Here is an 18,467-nt window from a genome sequence, read left to right as displayed (position 1 = left end):
TTCCGGTCCATGCTCAAGCTGCTGCTGGGTGATCCCAATGCCCGCAAGCTGAAGCGCTACCAGCCGATCGTTTCCGATATCAACCTGCTCGAGGAGGAGGTCGCTCCCCTCAGCGACGATGAGCTGCGGGGCCTCACGGCCGAGTTCCGCCAGAAGCTGGAGAACGCCCGCAGCGGCGGCGGCAACCTCGAGGCGGTTCAGAGCCGGGAGCGCAAACTCCTCGACGAGCTTCTGCCCCAGGCCTTCGCGGTGGTGCGCGAGGCGGGCAAGCGGGTGCTCGGCATGCGCCACTTCGATGTGCAGCTGATCGGCGGCATGGTGCTGCACGACGGCCAGATCGCCGAGATGAAGACCGGCGAAGGCAAGACCCTGGTGGCCACACTGCCCGCCTACCTCAATGCCCTCACCGGCCGTGGCGTGCACGTGGTGACGGTGAACGACTACCTCGCCCGCCGCGATGCCGAGTGGATGGGGCAGATCCACCGCTTCCTCGGGCTTTCGGTGGGGCTGATCCAGCAGGAGATGGTGCCCACCGAGCGCCGCCGCAACTACGGCTGCGACATCACCTACGCCACCAACAGCGAGCTGGGCTTCGACTACCTGCGCGACAACATGGCCAGCGACATCGCCGAGGTCGTGCAGCGCGAGTTCCACTACTGCGTGATCGACGAGGTCGACTCGATCCTGATCGACGAAGCCCGCACACCGCTGATCATCTCCGGCCAGGTGGAACGGCCCCAGGAGAAGTACCAGAAGGCGGCCGAGGTGGCGGCACGGCTGGTGCGGGCCGCCGAACTCGGCAAAGACGGCATCGATCCAGAGGGGGATTACGAAGTCGACGAAAAACAACGCAGCTGCACCCTCACCGATGAGGGATTCGCCAAGGCCGAGGAGATGCTCGGGGTGAGCGACCTGTTTGACCCGGCCGACCCCTGGGCGCACTACATCAACAACGCCATCAAGGCCAAAGAGCTGTTCATCAAGGATGTGAACTACATCGTGCGCGGCGAGGATGCCGTGATCGTCGATGAGTTCACCGGTCGGGTGATGCCCGGGCGCCGCTGGAGTGACGGCCAGCACCAGGCGATCGAAGCCAAGGAAGGCCTGCCGATTCAGCCGGAAACCCAGACCCTCGCCTCGATCACCTACCAGAACTTCTTCCTTCTCTATCCGCGCCTGGCCGGCATGACCGGTACCGCCAAGACCGAGGAGGTGGAATTCGAGAAAACCTACAAGCTGGAAGTGGCGATCGTGCCGACCAACCGGCCGCGATCGCGGGCCGACTGGACCGATCAGGTGTACAAGAACGAAGCGGCCAAGTGGCGGGCCGTGGCCCTGGAAACAGCTGAGATCCACAAAGCCGGCCGCCCCGTGCTGGTGGGCACCACCAGCGTGGAGAAATCCGAGCTGCTCAGTGCCCTGCTGGCCGAGCAGCGCATCCCCCACAACCTGCTCAACGCCAAGCCGGAGAACGTGGAGCGGGAGGCCGAAATCGTGGCCCAGGCCGGTCGGGCCGGCGCCGTGACCATCGCCACCAACATGGCCGGCCGGGGCACGGACATCATCCTCGGCGGCAACAGCGACTACATGGCACGCCTCAAATTACGCGAGGTGCTGCTCCCTCGACTGGTTCGTCCCGAGGACGGGCACCGGCCGCCGATTCCACTGCAACGCTCCGCCGAAGGCGGTGGTGGCTTCGCCGGCTCGGGCAAGGCCGGCGGCACCCCGGCGGATCCGTTCCAGGCGCCCACCGAGGCCCGCGCCATGGGCAGCCTCTACCCCTGCGAACTCAGCCCCGAAACCGAGCTTGCCCTCTCCAGCCTGGTGAAGGAGCTGGTGTCCGCCTGGGGCGACCGCGCTCTCTCCGTGCTGGAGCTGGAAGACCGCATTGCCCAGGCGGCCGAAAAAGCCCCGACAGACGATCCTCAGATCCAGTTGCTGCGTGAGCGCATCGCCCAGGTCAAGGACGAATACGAGCAGGTGACCAAGCTGGAAGAACAGCAGGTTCGGGAAGCCGGTGGCCTGCATGTGATCGGCACGGAGCGCCATGAATCCAGGCGGGTCGATAATCAACTGCGCGGCCGGGCCGGCCGCCAGGGCGACCCCGGCAGCACGCGCTTCTTCCTCTCGCTGGAAGACAATCTCCTGCGCATCTTCGGGGGCGATCGTGTGGCCGGCCTGATGAATGCCTTCCGGGTGGAGGAGGACATGCCGATCGAATCGGGCATGCTGACCCGCTCCCTGGAAGGGGCTCAGAAAAAGGTCGAAACCTACTACTACGACATCCGCAAGCAGGTCTTCGAATACGACGAGGTGATGAACAATCAGAGGAAAGCTGTTTATACCGAGCGCTACCGCGTTCTTGAGGGGCGTGAACTGAAGCGCCAGGTGATCGGCTACGGCGAGCGTACGATCGATGACATCGTGGAAGCCTATGTGAATCCCGACCTTCCACCGGAGGAATGGGATTTGGGTCGCCTGGTGGACAAGGTGAAGGAATTCGTCTACCTGCTCGAAGATCTGCAGCCCACGGATGTGCAGGGCCTCTCGATGGAGGAGTTGAAGTCTTTCCTGCAGGAACAGATGCGCAACGCCTATGACCTGAAGGAAGGCCAGATTGAGCAACAACGTCCCGGCCTGATGCGCGAAGCCGAGCGGTTCTTCATCCTTCAGCAGATCGACACGCTTTGGCGGGAGCATCTGCAGGCCATGGATGCCCTGAGGGAATCTGTGGGTCTGCGCGGCTACGGACAAAAAGATCCCCTGATTGAATACAAGAATGAGGGCTATGACATGTTCCTGGAGATGATGACCCAGATGCGGCGGAACGTCATCTACTCCATGTTCATGTTCCAGCCTCGTATGGAGGCGACAGCAGCTTCGGTGACAGCCTGAGTTCGGGCGGATCGCGCTGGAGCCGGCAGGCGCCGATCACAGTGGTGGCACCGGCTTCGACCACCCGTAAGGCGCGATAATCCACAACCCGGTGCACGAAGCTCTTGCCCTGGCCGTGCAGAGTGAAAATGCCCCCCCCTGCGAAATACAGCCCTGGCCAGAGCCCGCCCTGAAAAGTGAAACGCAGGCTCCAGGCGCTGCCGGCAGACCAGGCGAGGCCGGGCTGGGTCATGGCCGCCGTCTGGTGCTCGGGGAAGACCTGACCACTGATCCGCTGGCCCGTATGGCTGGCCAGGTGACAGGCGAAGCTCAGCCCCTGCAGGTCCGTGTCGGCGTGATAGCTGAAGCAGAGGGCAAAGCCTTCACCGAAGGGCAGCACGTTGGCGCGCTGCCCCTCCAGGGTTTCGATCCAGGCGTCGATGATCCTGGCGCCGTGGCTGGGGTAGATCTCGCTGCTCTGGGGCAGCAGGCTGGGATCGAACCAGGCATGCAGGGGTCCGGGTGGAGCCGCGGGCTCGAGGGCCTCGGCCGTTGCTGCAGGACCGCCGGGGAAGCCGCTCGCTGACTGACGCTGCAGCCCAGGCCCCAGCACTGCATCCCATTCCGCGTCGCCGGCGGTAATCAGTCGCTGGTAGAGCACCGTCACCCGGGCCGGCTCCTCCAGGAGACGGGCGCGGCCCTTGTGCAACAGCAGAGCCCTGTCGCAGTGCTGCACGATCTGGGGGCAGCTGTGGGTCACCAGCAGCACCGCTGTGCCGTTCTCCTTGAGGCGTTCGAGGTGGGCATAGCACTTTTTCTGGAACAGCTCATCGCCCACTGCCAGGGCCTCGTCCACCACCAGGACATCGGGATCCACGTGGGCCTGCACCGCGAAGGCCAGCCGCACCGCCATGCCGCTGGAGTAGGTCTTCACCGGCTGATCGATGAAGGGGCCGATATCTGCGAAGGCCAGGATCCGATCCAGCCGTTGCTCTGTCTCGGCCCGGCTCAGCCCCAGCACCGAGGCATTGAGATACACATTCTCCAGACCGCTGAATTCCGGGTTGAAGCCACTGCCGAGCTCCAGCAACGCCCCCAGCCGGCCGCGCACCCGCACCCTGCCACTGGTGGGGGTGAGGGTGCCGCAGAGAAGTTGCAGCAAGGTGCTTTTGCCGGAGCCGTTGCGGCCCACCACCCCCAGCGTCTGACCGCGGGCCAGGCGGAAGCTCACCTCCTGCAGAGCCCAAAACGGCTGGTACAGCCGGCGCCTGTCCCCCCAGAAGGCCTGCAGCAGCCGATCACGTGGGTGATTGTAGATGTGGTAACACTTGCTGATACCTTCGACCAGGACGGCGTCGGTGGTCGATTCCGACGGCCGCGTCATCGGCACCTCTGCATCGTGGGTCTGCGGGCTGGAGGTCATGGGAGTCAGAGCACATCGGCGAAGCCGCGCCGCGCCTTCTGGAAGAGACGGAAACTGATTTCGCAGGCCAGCAGGCCCAGCGCCACGCCCAGCACCACGTAGCTGGCGGACGGGGGCCGTCCCTGGATGGCCACGTTGCGGGTCTGCTCGATCACCACAACGAGCGGGTTGAGGCGGAGCAGGGGCTGCCAGCGCAGCGGCAGGGCGCTGAGGGGATAGAACACTGCGCTGAGGAACATCAGCATGCTCACCACGGTGCCCAGCACCTGACCCAGGTCGCGCACGTAGACCCCCAGCGCCGAAAGCAGCCAGCTCAGGGCCAGGCAACCGCTCACCAGGGGCAACCAGATCAGGGGAAGCCACAGCAGGGTTGGAGGAATCGATCCCTGGGCCAGCAGCTCGAACAGGGCCAGCACCACCAGGCTGGTGAGCGCATGGAAGCAGGCCGTGGCCACACTCACGGCGGCCAGGATCTCAAGGGGAAAGATCACCTTGGTGACCAGATTGGCATTCTCGAGGATCAGCCCGGGCGCCTTGGTCGCGCTTTCCGAGAAGAGGTTGAACACGATCAGCCCGGCAAACAGATTGATCGCGAAACCGAGCGAGCCGGCCTCCTCCAGATCTCCCCAGCGCGCCTGGAACACCTCGGAAAACACGAAGGTGTACACCGCCAGCATCAGCAGTGGCGTGAGAAAACTCCAGCCCCAGCCCAGCAGCGACCCGCGGTAGCGACCCTGCACCTCACGAACGGTGAGGCTCCAGGTGAGTTCCCGCTGCCGCCAGAGGGCGCGCCAGAAGCGCGGGGTGATCCGTCGGTGCCAGCCGGCCTGCATCGCGGCAGGTTACGTGCTGCCGTTCACGGCGACTCGTCGCCAAGAAACTCCAGGATCTCCCGGTCCTTGAGACTCTGGGACAAGCCGCTGCAGGGTTCCCGCAGCGGCCGGCCAGCCGCCACCTCCTGCAGACAGGCCTGCATGCGCGTGAGTTCATTTTCGAGGGTATCGATCCGTTCCATCAGGTTGCGGATCACCCGGGCTTCGGTGTCCGGCAGGGCCGAGTGGGCCAGGGGGTCGATGCGCACGCCGGATTGATGCACCACCCGGCCGGGGATGCCCACAACGGTGCAGTTGGGTTCAACGCTGCGCAGCACCACCGACCCGGCGCCGATGCGGGTGTTGGCCCCCACCGTGATCGCCCCGAGCACCTTGGCGCCGGCCCCTACCACCACATTGTTCTCCAGGGTGGGATGGCGCTTGCCGTGCTCCTTGCCGGTGCCCCCCAGGGTCACCCCCTGATAAAGCAGGCAGTTATGGCCCACCACGCTGGTTTCGCCGATCACCACGCCCATGCCGTGGTCAATGAAGACGCCCCGGCCGATCCGGGCACCGGGGTGGATCTCCACCCCGGTGAGCAGGCGTGAGAGCTGGCTGAACAACCGCGGCAGCAGCGGGACCCCCGCGCCCCAGAGCCGGTGGCTGAGGCGGTGCAGCACCAGGGCGTGGAAGCCGGGGTAGCAGAGCAGGATCTCCAGGGTGCCGCGGGCGGCAGGGTCCCGTTCCTTGATGATCGCCAGATCGGCCCGGATGGCATTCAGCATGGGGAGATCATGCTGCGGCAGCGATCATGCTGCGGCAGACAGCAGGCCGATCTCCTTGCGCAGCTGGTCGATCGTGGCCGCCCCCAGGTAGCTCTGGGCACAGTGCACCACGGGCAGGCGCATCAGCTGGGCCCGATTCTGGCGCAGGGTCTGCTCCACCAGCGGCAGGCTGGGCCGGTCGCAGAGCACATGGCTGGCGGCGCGCAGCAGGGCCAGCAGGCGGCTGCCGGTGTCGGGATTGGCGGTCATCACCAGCAGTTCATTGCCGCGCATGCTGTGCAGGATCACCTCGGCGGCCCTGAGGATTCCCGGGCTGATGCTCACCAGGCCCACGCAGCTGCCGGCCCGCAGCTCCTTGAGCAGGTTGAGTTCGTGGCGGAAGTCGTTGAGGTCCACCGGCACGGCCCGCACGCCATGGCGCTTGGCGATCTCCTCCACCGGTTGCAGGAAATAGCGGCTGGTCACCACCGTGCCGTTGTTGGAGCTCTCCAGCACCGATTCCAGCTCCTCCATCGGCACCACCTCCACCGGCACCTCCAGATTGGGGGCCAGTTCCTCGGCGATCAGATGGGAAGCGCCGATGTCTTCCCGGGGGGTGCTCACCAGCACCCGGGCGCCACAGCGCAGCCGCCAGTCGATCTCGCGGGTGAACAGATCGCGGGCCTGCTGCAGGGTGCAGCCGGCATTGAGCAGTCCATCCACGCTCTGTCGCACCTCCCGGTCGATGTCCGGCAGGACCTTCTGACGCGGACCGGGGGGTAGACGGATCTCGCGGGGGTTCTGCTGGTCGCGCACATAGATGCCGGAGCCGGCCATGGCCTCCACCACGCCATCGTTCTCGAGCTGGCGGTAGACCTTGCTGATCGTGTTGCGGTGCAGGCCCGTCTGCATCGCCAGCTGACGCGTACTCGGCAAGCGGTGGCCGGGTGGGTAATGGCGGGCTGCGATCGCGAAACAGATCTGGTTGTAGAGCTGGGTCGACGCCGGGATATCACTTTCCTGTTGAATGTGGAATCGCACGCCGGAGGGGACAGACCTTTCGCCGGCCACCCTAAGGATCAAACCCCCCGGTGACAATTGCCCCGTTGGCATACGGTCATGTGCCGGTCTGGTCCGTTTTTGCAACCGGGGCGACCGCACAATGGCGGCTGAGCGATCCGCCGCCATGACATCCGATGCCGCCGCTGCTCAGACCTCTGTGGCTCCGGCCGCTGCCGACTGGGTGACGATCCCGGTCGCCGCCTCAGCTGACGTCGCTGCCACCGAGCTGCGTTGCTGGTGGGAACCGGCCCGCGGCGGGCTCTGCCGGGGTGGTGTGCTGGTGCTGCCGGAGGTGTTTGGCGTGAATGGCTGGGTGCGCGGCATGGCCGGGCGCCTGGCGGCCGAGGGCTATGCCGCCCTGGCGATGCCCCTGTTCTCGCGCACGGCGCCGGAACTGGATCTCCCCTACGACGCCGCCAGCCTGGCGGAGGGGAGGCACCACAAGGACCAGACCACCACCGCACAGATCCTTGCTGATGCAGCGGCGGCCGCCGCCTGGCTGACTGGGCAGCTGGAGGCCATGGGCCTCGGTGAGGGCTCCAGCGGGGGCCTCAGTGAGTCTGAGGGGCGGTCCGTGGGCCTGGGCTGCCTGGGCTTCTGCTTCGGCGGCCATGCCGCCCTGCTGAGCGCAACGTTGCCGGCGATCGCCGCCACAGCGGATTTCTATGGCGCCGGCGTGGCCAGTGGGCGCCCCGGTGGTGGTCCCCCCAGCCTCAGGGAGGTGGAACGGATTCAGGGTCGGCTGCTGTGCGTGTGCGGGCGGCAGGATCCACTGATCCCACCGGAGGATGCGGCCGAGATCCGTTCCGCCCTGGAGACGGCCAATCAGCTCAGGGGTGATGGACCCCATGAAGCCCGGCACCGCTATCTGGAGGTGGAGGCCGGCCACGGTTTCCTGTGCGATGTCCGCGACGACTACAACTCCGCAGCGGCAGCCCTCGGCTGGGCTGCCCTGCTGGAGTTTTTCGCCGAAACCCTCTGAGTCAGGGGCCCTCGGCCCGAACGCCACCAGCTGGTCTTGCAGACGGCCGTGCTTCAGCCGGCGGTGGCTTGCACCCTGGATTCAATCACCCTGGTTTCCGTCTTTTCGGGCTTGCCGATCTCCGCCTTCGGCCTGGGGCTGGCGCTGCCTCCGCCACCGCCGGACTTGGCGACGGCCTGCTTACGTGGCGTCAGGAACATGATCATGTTGCGGCCTTCCCGCTTGGGAGACTGCTGGATCTCGGCCATCTCCTCCAGGTCTTTGGCCATCCGGAACAGCAACTGCTCCGCCAGGGCGGTGTGCTGGATCTCGCGGCCGCGGAAGATCACCGTGCACTTGACCTTGTCGCCGGACTTGAGAAAGCGCAGGGCCTGGCCGATCCGCACCTGGTAGTCGTGCGAATCGATCTTGTAGCGCATCTTGACCTCCTTGACTTCGGTCTGATGCGATTTCTTCTTGGCTTCCTTGGCCTTTTTTTCCTGCTCGAACTTGAACTTGCCGTAATCCATGATCCGGCAGACCGGAGGATCGGCCTTCTCGCTCACCAGCACCAGATCCAGTTCCCGATCGACGGCAACGGCCAGGGCAGCCTCCCGCGTGATCACCCCCAGCTGACTGCCATCGGCATCGACCACCCTGAGGTTGGGGTAATTGATCCGGTCGTTGATGTTGGGCAGCTCCCGGACGGGAGCACGGCGGTCAAAACGGGGACGGGGAGGCATTCAGAGGGGCGAAGGTTTGCTGGCTTGGACACCTGAGGGTCTGCCCAGGGTCTGCAGAGCTTCACCCTAGAACGGCCGCGATCTCTTGTCTGGCCTGTTGCGGGAGATCACCAACCTGATCCGCTTGCCCCAGCCAGTGGGGCTGGTGCTGGCGCCGGAACCAGGTGCGCTGCCGCTTGGCGAACTGACGGGTGCGTTGCTCGGTGAGGGCGCGGGCCTCCGCCTCGTTCAACCGGCCCTGCAGCAGGCTGCGCGCCTCGCCATAGCCGATCGTGTCCAGCAGGGGCAGGGTGCTGCCGTAGCGCCCGATCAGCCGTTCGGTTTCGGCCACCAGGCCGGCGTCATAGAGCTGGCCGGTGCGGCGGGCGATGCGCTGGTGCAGGTCGGCTGGATTGAGGCCCAGTTCCAGCACGCGCCACGGAGGTGGGTTGCGGCTCTGCTGGCTGGAGAGGGGTTGGCCGCTGGCGTAGAGCACCTCGAGGGCGCGCTGGGTGCGGACCGCATCGGCCGGGGCGATGCGGGCGGCCGCCTCGGGATCGGCCTGGCTCAGAAGCTGGTGGCAGGTGGGCTGGCCCAGGGCGCTGAGCTGGGCCCTCAGCTCGGGCTGGGGCGGCACCCGCGGCGGCTCCAATCCCTGGGTGAGGGCCTGGAGATAGAGGCCGCTGCCCCCCACCAGCAGGGCCGCGCCGCGGCGGGCGTGCTCCCGGGCGATTGCTTCTGAGGCCAGGATGCGGAACTCCTGGAGGTTGATCGGCTGGTCGGGGCGCCGCAGATCCAGCAGCTCATGGCGCACCCGGCGTCGCTGCTCCGGCGTGGGCTTGGCGGTGCCCAGGTCCATCTCGGCATAGAGCTGGCGCGAATCCACCGACAGCACGGCCAGATCGAAGTGTTCGGCCAGCTCGATCCCCAGATCCGTCTTGCCGCTGGCGGTGGGGCCGAGCAGCACGATCACCAGGGGGCGAGGGTCCCCGGCGGTGGCGGCGCCGACGGGCGCGAGGGGCACGGCGGAAGGGGGAGCAATCGCAGCCAGTCTGCATCCCCCGTTCAAATGGAGCCGCAGAAGCGGCTGAGAGCCCCTGCAGGAAGCCAGTGATAGATTGCCCGCCGCGGCAAGGCCTGAGCAGGGCTTCCGCCCCTCTCTGCCCCGGGATCTCGCCGTCCTGTGCCGACTCCCTGGGGACACCCAACCGCATGAGCGACGCCACCAAAGTCCAGGCCGCCTACGGCGCCGAGCAGATCCAGGTGCTGGAAGGGCTGGAGCCGGTGCGCAAGCGGCCCGGCATGTACATCGGCTCCACCGGTCCGCGGGGCCTGCACCACCTTGTCTACGAGGTGGTGGACAACTCAGTCGACGAGGCCCTGGCCGGGCACTGCACCGAGATTCTGGTGGTGCTGCATGAGGATGGCTCCTGTGCGGTGACCGACAACGGCCGCGGCATCCCCACCGATATCCATCCCCGCACCGGCAAGAGTGCCCTGGAAACGGTGCTCACCGTGCTCCACGCCGGCGGCAAGTTCGGCTCCGGCGGTTACAAGGTGTCCGGCGGCCTGCACGGCGTGGGCGTGTCGGTGGTGAACGCCCTGAGTGAATGGGTGGAAGTGACCGTGTACCGCCAGAACCAGGTGCACCGCCAGCGCTTCGAGCGCGGCAACCCGATCGGTTCGCTCCGTTCCGAGCCCGGCGAGGAAGGCCGTACCGGCACCTCGGTGCGTTTTCTGCCCGATCTGGAGATCTTCTCCACCGGCATCGTCTTCGACTACGCCACCCTGTCGGCGCGGCTGCGGGAGCTGGCCTATCTCAACGGAGGCGTGCGCATCGTCTTCCGAGACGAGCGAACCACGGCCCGGGGCGCGGACGATGCCGCCCATGAGGAAATTTATTTCTATGAAGGCGGCATCAAGGAGTATGTCGCCTACATGAATGCCGGCAAGGATCCGCTCCATCCCGACATCATTTACGTCAACTCTGAAAAGGAAGGCGTTCAGGTCGAAGCGGCCCTGCAGTGGTGTGTGGATGCCTATTCCGACAGCATCCTCGGCTTCGCCAACAACATCCGCACCGTCGATGGTGGCACCCATATCGAGGGCCTCAAGACGGTGCTGACCCGCACCCTCAACACCTTTGCCAAGAAGCGCGGCAAACGCAAGGATGCCGACGCCAACCTCGCCGGCGAGAACATCCGCGAGGGTCTCACGGCCGTGTTATCCGTGAAGGTGCCTGACCCCGAATTCGAGGGCCAGACCAAGACCAAACTCGGCAACACCGAGGTGCGCGGCATTGTCGACTCGCTGGTGGGCGAGTCGCTGAGCCAATACCTGGAATTTCATCCCGCCGTGATCGACCTGATCCTGGAGAAGGCGATCCAGGCCTTCAATGCCGCCGAGGCGGCCCGGCGGGCCCGCGAGCTGGTGCGGCGCAAGAGTGTGCTCGAGAGTTCCACCCTGCCCGGCAAGCTGGCCGATTGCTCCACCCGCGATCCGAGCGAATCGGAGATCTACATCGTCGAGGGGGATTCCGCCGGTGGCTCGGCCAAGCAGGGCCGCGACCGCCGCTTCCAGGCGATCCTGCCGCTGCGGGGCAAGATCCTCAATATCGAGAAGACCGACGACGCCAAGATCTACAAAAACACTGAGATCCAGGCCCTGATCACGGCCCTTGGCCTCGGCATCAAAGGCGAAGATTTCGATGAAAAGAATCTGCGCTACCACCGGATCGTGATCATGACCGACGCCGACGTGGACGGCGCCCACATCCGCACCTTGCTGCTGACCTTCTTCTACCGCTATCAGAAGGCTCTGGTGGAGGGCGGTTACATCTACATCGCCTGTCCGCCGCTCTACAAGGTGGAACGCGGCAAGAAGCATTCCTACTGTTACAACGAGGCCGATCTCAAGAAGACCGTTGATGGTTTCGGAGAGAAGGCCAATTTCACCATCCAGCGCTTCAAGGGCCTCGGCGAAATGATGCCCAAGCAGCTCTGGGAAACCACCATGGATCCCACCACCCGCACGATGAAGCGGGTGGAGATCGAAGATGCCCTCGAAGCCGACCGCATCTTCACCATCCTGATGGGCGACAAGGTGGCTCCCCGCCGCGAATTCATCGAAACCCACAGCGCCGAGCTGGATCTCGCCCAGCTCGATATCTGATGGTCACTGACATCATCAACCCTCCGGCTGCTTCAGGTTGGCGCTGGTCCGTCTTGCTGGGCTTCGCCCTGATTGCTCCGGTGGGTCTGCCAGCCGGAGGTGCGGAGCGCAGTGTGCCCGCCGTGCGAAGACGCCAGCTGGATGAGCCTCTGTTGTCGTCTGGGGTGCTCACGCTCCGCATTGCCCCTGAGCGCAGCGCGCCGGCTCTGGCAACGGTGGCCGTGGGTGAACCCTTGCACGTGCTGCGGATCTGGTCGGGCTTCGGTGGTCGGCGATGGTTGCGCGTCAGGAGCGGATCGGCCTGCGGCTGGTTAGCAGATCTGGGTTGCGGTGAACGAGCCTGAGCCGCCTGCTGATGCGAGACGCCCTGCTGGTGGCCCTGGGGGCAGTGCCAGGCGCCTGGCTGCGTTTCCGGCTGGTCAACCATTTCCAGCCCCTGGTGCCGCGACGTCACTGGGGCACCTTCGGGGTCAACGTGGTGGCCTGCTTCGTGCTGGGTCTGCTCAGTGCTCTGGAGGCGCGCTGCGGGCCGGCGGCGCCAAGGCTGGCTCTGCTGCTGACCGTGGGCTTTCTGGGAAGCCTGAGCACCTTTTCCAGCTTCTGCGTTGAACTGCTGCAGGCGCTGCAATCCGGCCAGGAGCAGCAGGGGTGGCTGCTGGCGGCCGCCTCGCTGCTGGCCGGCCTGGCAGCGGTGGGCCTGGGGCTGGTGATCGGTGGCTGATCCCGACCTGCTGCGTCGGCGCCGCCTGCGCTTCGCCCTGAGGGAGCTGGCGCTGGTGGGGCTGGGGGCGGTGCCCGGAGCCTGGTTGCGCTGGCAGGCGGGGCTGCAGCTGGGCCCCTGGCTGGGGGGGACGGCCTGGACCAACGTTCTGGTCAACCTGGTGGGCTCCTTTCTGCTGGGCCTGCTGAGCGGACCGATCCCGCGGCGCACCACTCTGCTGCTGGCTCTGGGGGTGGGCTTCTGCGGCGCCCTCACCACCTTCAGCAGCTGGATGCTCGACCTGGTGCGGCTGCTGCAGACGGCCCAGCCCAGGCTCGCCCTGCTGCTGCTGCTCGGGAGCCTGGCCGGCGGCGTGGCGGCCGCCGCTCTGGGACTGGCCACCAGCCGCCGCCTCTGGCGCGCCTGAATCAGGCCGCCAGGGCCGCCTCGATCGCGGCGGTGAGTTCAGCGGCATCGGGCTCCACGTTGCTCTTGAAGCGGGCGAGCACTGTGCCGTCCTTGCCAATCAGGAACTTCTCGAAGTTCCAGGCCACATCACCGGCAGGTTCGGCCTGGGTGAGGGTGGCATAGGGCTCTGTCTTGGCGCCGGTGGCATGCACCTTGTCGAACAGCTCGAAGCTGGCGCCATAGGTGGTGGAGCAGAACTGCTGGATCTCCGGCAGGCTGCCGGGTTCCTGAGCGCCGAAATCGTTGCAGGGGAAGCCCAGGACGGCAAACCCCTGAGCCCCGTACTGCTCCTGGAGGGCCTGAAGACCGGCGTACTGGCGCGTGAAGCCACAGCGGCTGGCCACGTTGACAATCAGCAGCACCTGACCATGGCGAGCGCCAAGATCGAGTTCGGAGCCGTTGGCAGTTCTGACTTTCACCCCAGTGATGTTGATACTCACGCTTGTTGATTCCGTCAGGCTAAGCAAGACTATCCCAGGACAGCGTAGACTGACGCAATAAGACAACCCAAAGGCTGGCCTGCCCCACCAAAGACTGTTCTGCCCCATGAAGGCTCAAAACTAGGGGCTACTCGGCGGGCCGTACAAACCGCCGAGGAGTTCGTAAACATCCTGCAGAAAATCTGTGAGCCGACGCACCGCAAGGCTACTGATGTCCTGCTTGCGCAACTTTGGCCCATCGGTTTTCAGTCGCGGGAATTCCAGCACCAACCCAGCCCTTGTATTAATCCATTCAATGGCCGAATCTAGCTCCTCAAATCTGAAAACCTTGTCATAGTAACTCAGGTCATCTCCCAGGTAAAACCGCTGACCCCTGATGTGGTGAGCAATTGCAGGAATGTCCTGATAGGCATTCAAGTTTTCAATAAATGTTTCAAGGCCCGGCTCCAATGGAAGCCCCAGCAATTCACAATGCTGAGCATTCTTCGGGTTGCGCCAGTGCGGATCCAATACTTTATTGGTATAGGCAGAGAGAAAGCGTGAGATCGGATCACGCACCACAGTCATTCTTTCAAAACCCTTCAACTCGGCTACGGGCTCAAAACAGGTTGGCTTGCCATAGATCATGTAGAGCTCAAACCTGAGGCCATTAATCACCATGGGCTCATAGAACCTGCCATTGTCGATGCGGAAGAGGTGCTGGCGCATGGAAGAGCCTGCATTCTTGGGAGCGGGATGATAGATAACTTTGGCATTGGCGCACAGGGCATACCCCATCCTATTCGGCTGGCTATTGCGATGATTTCCGGCACGATAGCGCATCTGTAACTGCCAGCTCTGTCTTGACTCATTCATCAGCGATGAAGCCATTGTGGCCCTGCCGCCCGTGCACTCAACCTGCAGTCCGCTGGGATTCAGTACACAGCGCAGCTTCGGGAGCCGGCATCTCGCAGATAGACTTTGCTGACGCTGAGGTTGGCACTGGCTTGTCATCGCCGGTTCGCCCCTTATCAAGAGGTGTGGCGACGATGCCTTCTGGGTGCTTGCAGCAACTGGAGTGTTTGCAACAACCTGTCAGAGCTGGAAAGCTTCCAGGCTGAATCGGAAGACATCTGCACAGGCCGGATTCAGCGGGGCGCTTTGCATGGAGGGTCGTTGTTATGCTGAGTCGCCGTACAAGCCTCTTATAAATCTTGAAAATCCTATGTGTCTGGGAAATGGGTGGCGGACTGGGCCATCTCACACGGCTGAAACCATTTGTTCAATCGGCGCTGGAGGCAGGGCATGAGGTCAGCCTTGTCGTCAAAGAGCTGGCCAATATTCGGGCTGTCTATGAAACGATGCCTCACCACGTGTTCCAGGCGCCATACGAGACAACGCCGGGGTGTGCCATCACGCCGATTTCATGGCCAGAGATGCTGATGGTGCGGTATGGCAGATCCAAAAAACTAAGCTGCTTTCTTGAGGCATGGTATTCCATTCTTGATTTGGTCAATCCCGATCTTGTCATCTACGATGCCTCTCCAACAGCGCTCCTTGCGAGCCTGGAATACTCCTGCATGAAGTGGACCGTGGGAGGGCCGTTCTTCATGCCCAGGACAGATATGCCATTCGTGGGCATCATGCCAAATGCCAGTGGGACTCCAGACGTCAAAAAGCGCCTACACGATTCTGAAAGGACATTTTTGGATGTTGTCAATCAGGCGTTGATTCAGACCGGGAGATCAGCAATCGCCAATGTCAAAGATATTATCGAGCAAATGGACAAGCAGCTTCTGACTACGATTCCAGAGCTTGATTATTTTGGAGCCAGATCCATAGGAGACTATGTTGGCATGCCGCCATCTGATGTTCCCGGCATTGCGCTGCCTCCCTGGCCTGCAGCGGCAAGGCTCAAAGTCTTTGCGTACCTGAAGATTTTTCCTGGTTGGGAGACATTTCTTGAGGATATGGAAGCGATCGGCCTGCCTGCGCTGATTTATACACGTGATGCCAGCAATGCCCTGAAGGGCAAACTCAAGCGCCATATTTTTCTTGAAAGCCCAGCATCGATGGATGAAGTTTGCAGCCAAGCGGATCTCGTCGTGCATATGGCTGGCAGCCAGACTGTTGCACGATGCCTCCATGCAGGCGTTCCGCAGCTCTTGATAGGAACGGGGCTTGAGCAGATCTTCACGGCAAGAGCCGCTGAAAAGATTGGCGCTGGCCTTGTACTCAAACCATCGAAATCTGGCTACGGAGAACAACTCGAAGCTGCTATTGCCTTGGCGAAGAAGGGTCGGATCAAGTTTCCCAAAGAGCGCAGAGAAATGCTGGACGGAGCTTACTTCAACTCTCACGTCAGAGCTTTCATGCAAGAACTTTCCCTTTAGCGGCCCCTATCTTCTCGCTGCAGCCGTAGAAAGACGATGCATCTTCATTCGATTTTCAGGTCTTGCTGTGGATGCTTTGACATCTAAGCTCAATCTGTCGTGGCCCATGCCCCCTTTACCAGATGCGTGAGGTCAACGGGGCACCAACTGCCATCGGTCCTTCCACCCCTCTGGCTGGTGCTGGGGGTACGACCAACGGCACCCCACTGGCTGATGTGGTGTCGCAGCAGCTGCTGCGCCTGCTGGAGGCCGGCAACTACGACGCCGTGAAGTTGCTGCTGCAGCCGGTGCAGGAGGTGGATGCGGCTGAGGCGATCGGCCTGCTGCCTCAGACCCTGCAGGCCCTGGCCTTTCGCCTGCTCCCCAAGGATGAAGCGATTGAGGTGTACGAGTACCTCGATCCGAGCGTGCAGCAGAGCCTGCTGGAGCGCCTGCGCTCCAGTGAGGTGCTGGAGCTGGTGGAGGAGATGTCGCCCGATGATCGGGTGCGGCTCTTCGACGAACTGCCGGCCAAGGTGGTGCGCCGCCTGCTGGTGGAGCTGAGTCCGGCTGAACGGCGTGTCACCGCGCAGCTGCTGGGCTACGAACCTGAGACGGCCGGTCGTCTGATGACGACCGAGTTCATCGATCTCAAGGAATTCCACAGTGCCGCCCAGGCGCTCAACATCGTGCGTCGCCGGGCCCGCGACACCGAGACCGTCTACAGCCTCTACGTGACCGACGCCTCCCGGCACCTCACGGGGATCCTCTCGCTGCGGGATCTGGTGACGGCCGATCCCGAGGACCGCATCGGTGATGTGATGACCCGCGACGTGGTGAGCGTGTCCACCGAAACCGACCAGGAGGAGGTGGCCCGGGCGATCCAGCGCTACGACTTTCTGGCGGTGCCGGTGGTGGACCGCGAACAGAGGCTGGTGGGGATCGTCACGGTCGACGATGTGATCGACGTGATCCAGCAGGAGGCCACCCGGGACCTCTACGCCGCCGGCGCCGTGCAGGCCGGCGATGAGGACGACTACTTCCAGAGCAACCTGTTCACGGTGGCCCGCCGGCGCGTGGTGTGGTTGTCAGTGCTGGTGGTGGCCAATGGCTTCACCTCCGAAGTGATCGCCATGCAGGAGAAGGTGCTCAGCCAGGTGGTTGTCCTGGCGGCCTTCATCCCCCTGCTGATCGGCACCGGCGGCAACGTGGGGGCCCAGAGCTCCACCGTGGTGATCCGCGGCCTCAGTACCCAGCGCATCCAGGCTCTGGGTCCCTGGCGCACGATTGTCCGTGAAGGCGTGGCCGGTGCCCTGCTCGGCCTGCTGATGCTGCTGGTGGTGGTGCCCTGGGCCTGGTGGCGGGGCGAGGGGCCGCTGGTGGGGCTCTCCGTGGGAATCAGCCTGCTGGCGATCACCACCCTGGCCGCGACGGCGGGTGCGGCCCTGCCGCTGCTGTTCGATCGGCTGAAGCTGGATCCGGCCCTGATGTCAGCCCCTTTCATCACCACCGCCACCGACGTGGCCGGGGTGTTCATCTACCTGCAGACCGCCTCCTGGCTGCTGAGCTGGATGGGCCAGGGCTGAGCTGGCTGCTGCCCCGATCCAGCCGGAGCCCCCGTCGCGGCGAATTCTGAGAGGAGTTCACAGTTCTTCAGGTTATGCTGACAGGAACGTGAAGTTCTGTGCCGTGTCCGTAGCCCTCTCGCTCGAAAACGCCCCGACTTCCAGGGTGGTGCCTCTGTCCGGCGGTCGTCCCTCCTCTCGCCCCGCTCCGGTCGATGGCGATCTGGTGCGCTCTTACCTGCGTGACATCGGTCGGGTGCCACTGCTCACCCACGAGCAGGAGATCACCTTCGGCCGCCAGGTGCAGGAGCTGATGGCGCTTGAGGAGCTCGAAACCGATCTGGAGGGCAACCTCGGCAGCAAGCCCAGCCAGTTGCAGCTCGCCGAGGCGGCGGGTCTGGATCCGGCCGTCCTGAAGCGGCGGCTGCACAACGGCCGCCGCGCCAAGGAGCGAATGGTGGCCGCCAACCTGCGCCTGGTGGTGAGTGTGGCGAAGAAGTACACCAAGCGGAACATGGAACTGCTGGATCTGATCCAGGAGGGCACGATCGGCCTGGTGCGGGGCGTGGAGAAATTCGATCCCACCCGCGGCTACAAGTTCTCCACCTACGCCTACTGGTGGATCCGCCAGGGGATCACCCGGGCGATCGCCGAAAAGAGCCGCACGATCCGCCTGCCGATCCACATCACCGAGACCCTCAACAAGCTCAAGAAGGGGCAACGGGAGCTCAGCCAGGAGCTGGGCCGCACCCCCACCGTCACCGAGCTGGCGGTGTTTGTCGAACTGCCGGAAGACGAGGTCAAGGAGCTGCTCTGCCGGGCCCGCCAGCCGGTCAGCCTGGAAACCAAGGTGGGCGACGGCGATGACACCGAACTGCTCGACCTGCTGGCCGGTGATGGCGTGCTGCCCGAAGAGCTGGTGGATGGCGAATGCCTGCGCGGCGATCTGCGGGCCCTGATCGAACGCCTGCCCGTGATCCAGGGTCGGGTGCTGAAGATGCGCTATGGCATTGATGTGGAGGAGCCGATGAGCCTCACCGGCATCGGTCGGGTCCTGGGCATCAGCCGCGACCGGGTCCGCAATCTCGAACGCGATGCCCTGGCCGGGCTGCGCCGCCTCAGTGAGGCGGTGGAGGACTACGTGGCCTGCTGAG

The 18,467-nt window shown here is 64.2% G+C and carries 17 protein-coding genes; 9 read left to right on the top strand and 8 right to left on the bottom strand.

Features of this window, described 5'->3' with window-relative positions:
* Positions 1 to 9 precede the first annotated feature (9 nt).
* Complete coding sequence (gene secA, locus H8F24_RS06425) at positions 10 to 2,895, top strand: preprotein translocase subunit SecA (protein ID WP_197171476.1); 2,886 nt, start codon at positions 10 to 12, stop codon at positions 2,893 to 2,895.
* Here the strand turns inward: secA and H8F24_RS06420 are convergent.
* The 4 genes from H8F24_RS06420 to H8F24_RS06405 are packed head-to-tail and all read right to left on the bottom strand — an operon-like array spanning position 2,846 to position 6,914.
* Entirely contained in the window at positions 2,846 to 4,297 is a 1,452-nt protein-coding gene (locus tag H8F24_RS06420; protein ID WP_197171474.1) for an ABC transporter ATP-binding protein, read from the bottom strand. The genes secA and H8F24_RS06420 overlap by 50 nt on opposite strands.
* A 5-nt stretch (positions 4,298 to 4,302) precedes the next feature.
* Positions 4,303 to 5,130, bottom strand: a complete 828-nt coding sequence (locus tag H8F24_RS06415) for an ABC transporter permease (protein WP_197157577.1) — start codon at positions 5,128 to 5,130, stop codon at positions 4,303 to 4,305.
* 23 nt (positions 5,131 to 5,153) lie between these two features.
* A complete protein-coding gene (gene cysE, locus H8F24_RS06410) occupies positions 5,154 to 5,894 on the bottom strand; it encodes a serine O-acetyltransferase (protein ID WP_197157579.1) in 741 nt (246 codons plus the stop codon).
* 24 nt (positions 5,895 to 5,918) lie between these two features.
* Complete coding sequence (locus H8F24_RS06405; RefSeq protein WP_197157580.1) at positions 5,919 to 6,914, bottom strand: GntR family transcriptional regulator; 996 nt, start codon at positions 6,912 to 6,914, stop codon at positions 5,919 to 5,921.
* A 145-nt stretch (positions 6,915 to 7,059) separates the two neighbouring features.
* Here H8F24_RS06405 and H8F24_RS06400 point away from each other — a divergent pair, with 145 nt between their 5' ends.
* On the top strand, positions 7,060 to 7,917 hold the full coding sequence (locus tag H8F24_RS06400; RefSeq protein ID WP_197171472.1) for a dienelactone hydrolase family protein: 858 nt from the start codon (positions 7,060 to 7,062) through the stop codon (positions 7,915 to 7,917).
* 53 nt (positions 7,918 to 7,970) lie between these two features.
* Here the strand turns inward: H8F24_RS06400 and infC are convergent, their stop codons facing one another.
* Together infC and miaA are read right to left on the bottom strand one after the other, a co-directional pair.
* Positions 7,971 to 8,639 (bottom strand): translation initiation factor IF-3, encoded by a 669-nt coding sequence (gene infC / locus H8F24_RS06395; protein WP_370594802.1) that lies wholly within the window; start codon positions 8,637 to 8,639, stop codon positions 7,971 to 7,973.
* A 61-nt stretch (positions 8,640 to 8,700) separates the two neighbouring features.
* Positions 8,701 to 9,642 carry a tRNA (adenosine(37)-N6)-dimethylallyltransferase MiaA gene (gene miaA, locus H8F24_RS06390; RefSeq protein ID WP_231598151.1) on the bottom strand — a complete coding sequence of 314 codons (942 nt, stop codon included), beginning with the start codon at positions 9,640 to 9,642 and terminating at the stop codon, positions 8,701 to 8,703.
* Positions 9,643 to 9,830: 188 nt separating this feature from the next.
* Between miaA and gyrB the strand changes: the two genes are divergently transcribed.
* The 4 genes from gyrB to H8F24_RS06370 are packed head-to-tail and all read left to right on the top strand — an operon-like array spanning position 9,831 to position 12,916.
* A complete protein-coding gene (gene gyrB / locus H8F24_RS06385) occupies positions 9,831 to 11,789 on the top strand; it encodes a DNA topoisomerase (ATP-hydrolyzing) subunit B (RefSeq protein ID WP_197157584.1) in 1,959 nt (652 codons plus the stop codon).
* The gene (locus H8F24_RS06380) at positions 11,789 to 12,133 is read left to right on the top strand and encodes an SH3 domain-containing protein (protein ID WP_197171470.1); all 345 of its coding nucleotides are present in this window, start codon (positions 11,789 to 11,791) and stop codon (positions 12,131 to 12,133) included. The genes gyrB and H8F24_RS06380 overlap by 1 nt, the downstream gene beginning before the upstream one ends.
* 11 nt (positions 12,134 to 12,144) lie before the next feature.
* Positions 12,145 to 12,510 (top strand): CrcB family protein, encoded by a 366-nt coding sequence (locus H8F24_RS06375; RefSeq protein ID WP_197171468.1) that lies wholly within the window; start codon positions 12,145 to 12,147, stop codon positions 12,508 to 12,510.
* On the top strand, positions 12,503 to 12,916 hold the full coding sequence (locus H8F24_RS06370) for a CrcB family protein (protein ID WP_231598150.1): 414 nt from the start codon (positions 12,503 to 12,505) through the stop codon (positions 12,914 to 12,916). The genes H8F24_RS06375 and H8F24_RS06370 overlap by 8 nt, the downstream gene beginning before the upstream one ends.
* A gap of 1 nt (position 12,917) precedes the next feature.
* On the opposite strand, the gene H8F24_RS06365 is transcribed toward H8F24_RS06370, so the two are convergent.
* Together H8F24_RS06365 and H8F24_RS06360 are read right to left on the bottom strand one after the other, a co-directional pair.
* Positions 12,918 to 13,397, bottom strand: a complete 480-nt coding sequence (locus H8F24_RS06365; RefSeq protein WP_197157590.1) for a glutathione peroxidase — start codon at positions 13,395 to 13,397, stop codon at positions 12,918 to 12,920.
* Between the two features lie 120 nt (positions 13,398 to 13,517).
* Positions 13,518 to 14,267 (bottom strand): sulfotransferase family 2 domain-containing protein, encoded by a 750-nt coding sequence (locus tag H8F24_RS06360; protein WP_197171467.1) that lies wholly within the window; start codon positions 14,265 to 14,267, stop codon positions 13,518 to 13,520.
* A 347-nt stretch (positions 14,268 to 14,614) separates the two neighbouring features.
* Here H8F24_RS06360 and H8F24_RS06355 point away from each other — a divergent pair, with 347 nt between their 5' ends.
* The 3 genes from H8F24_RS06355 (at position 14,615) to H8F24_RS06345 (ending at position 18,466) form a co-directional block, all read left to right on the top strand.
* Complete coding sequence (locus H8F24_RS06355; RefSeq protein ID WP_197171465.1) at positions 14,615 to 15,769, top strand: nucleotide disphospho-sugar-binding domain-containing protein; 1,155 nt, start codon at positions 14,615 to 14,617, stop codon at positions 15,767 to 15,769.
* Between the two features lie 122 nt (positions 15,770 to 15,891).
* Positions 15,892 to 17,334: a magnesium transporter gene (mgtE, locus tag H8F24_RS06350; RefSeq protein WP_231598149.1), complete on the top strand. Its 1,443-nt coding sequence runs from the start codon at positions 15,892 to 15,894 to the stop codon at positions 17,332 to 17,334.
* 145 nt (positions 17,335 to 17,479) lie between these two features.
* Positions 17,480 to 18,466: an RpoD/SigA family RNA polymerase sigma factor gene (locus tag H8F24_RS06345; RefSeq protein WP_304623210.1), complete on the top strand. Its 987-nt coding sequence runs from the start codon at positions 17,480 to 17,482 to the stop codon at positions 18,464 to 18,466.
* The last annotated feature ends 1 nt before the right edge of the window (position 18,467 follow it).

It is taken from the genome of Synechococcus sp. CBW1002 (assembly GCF_015840915.1).
GTDB lineage: Bacteria > Cyanobacteriota > Cyanobacteriia > PCC-6307 > Cyanobiaceae > CBW1002.
The sequence above is the reverse complement of the archived record's forward strand: the minus strand, read 5'-3'. Positions and strand labels throughout refer to the sequence as shown.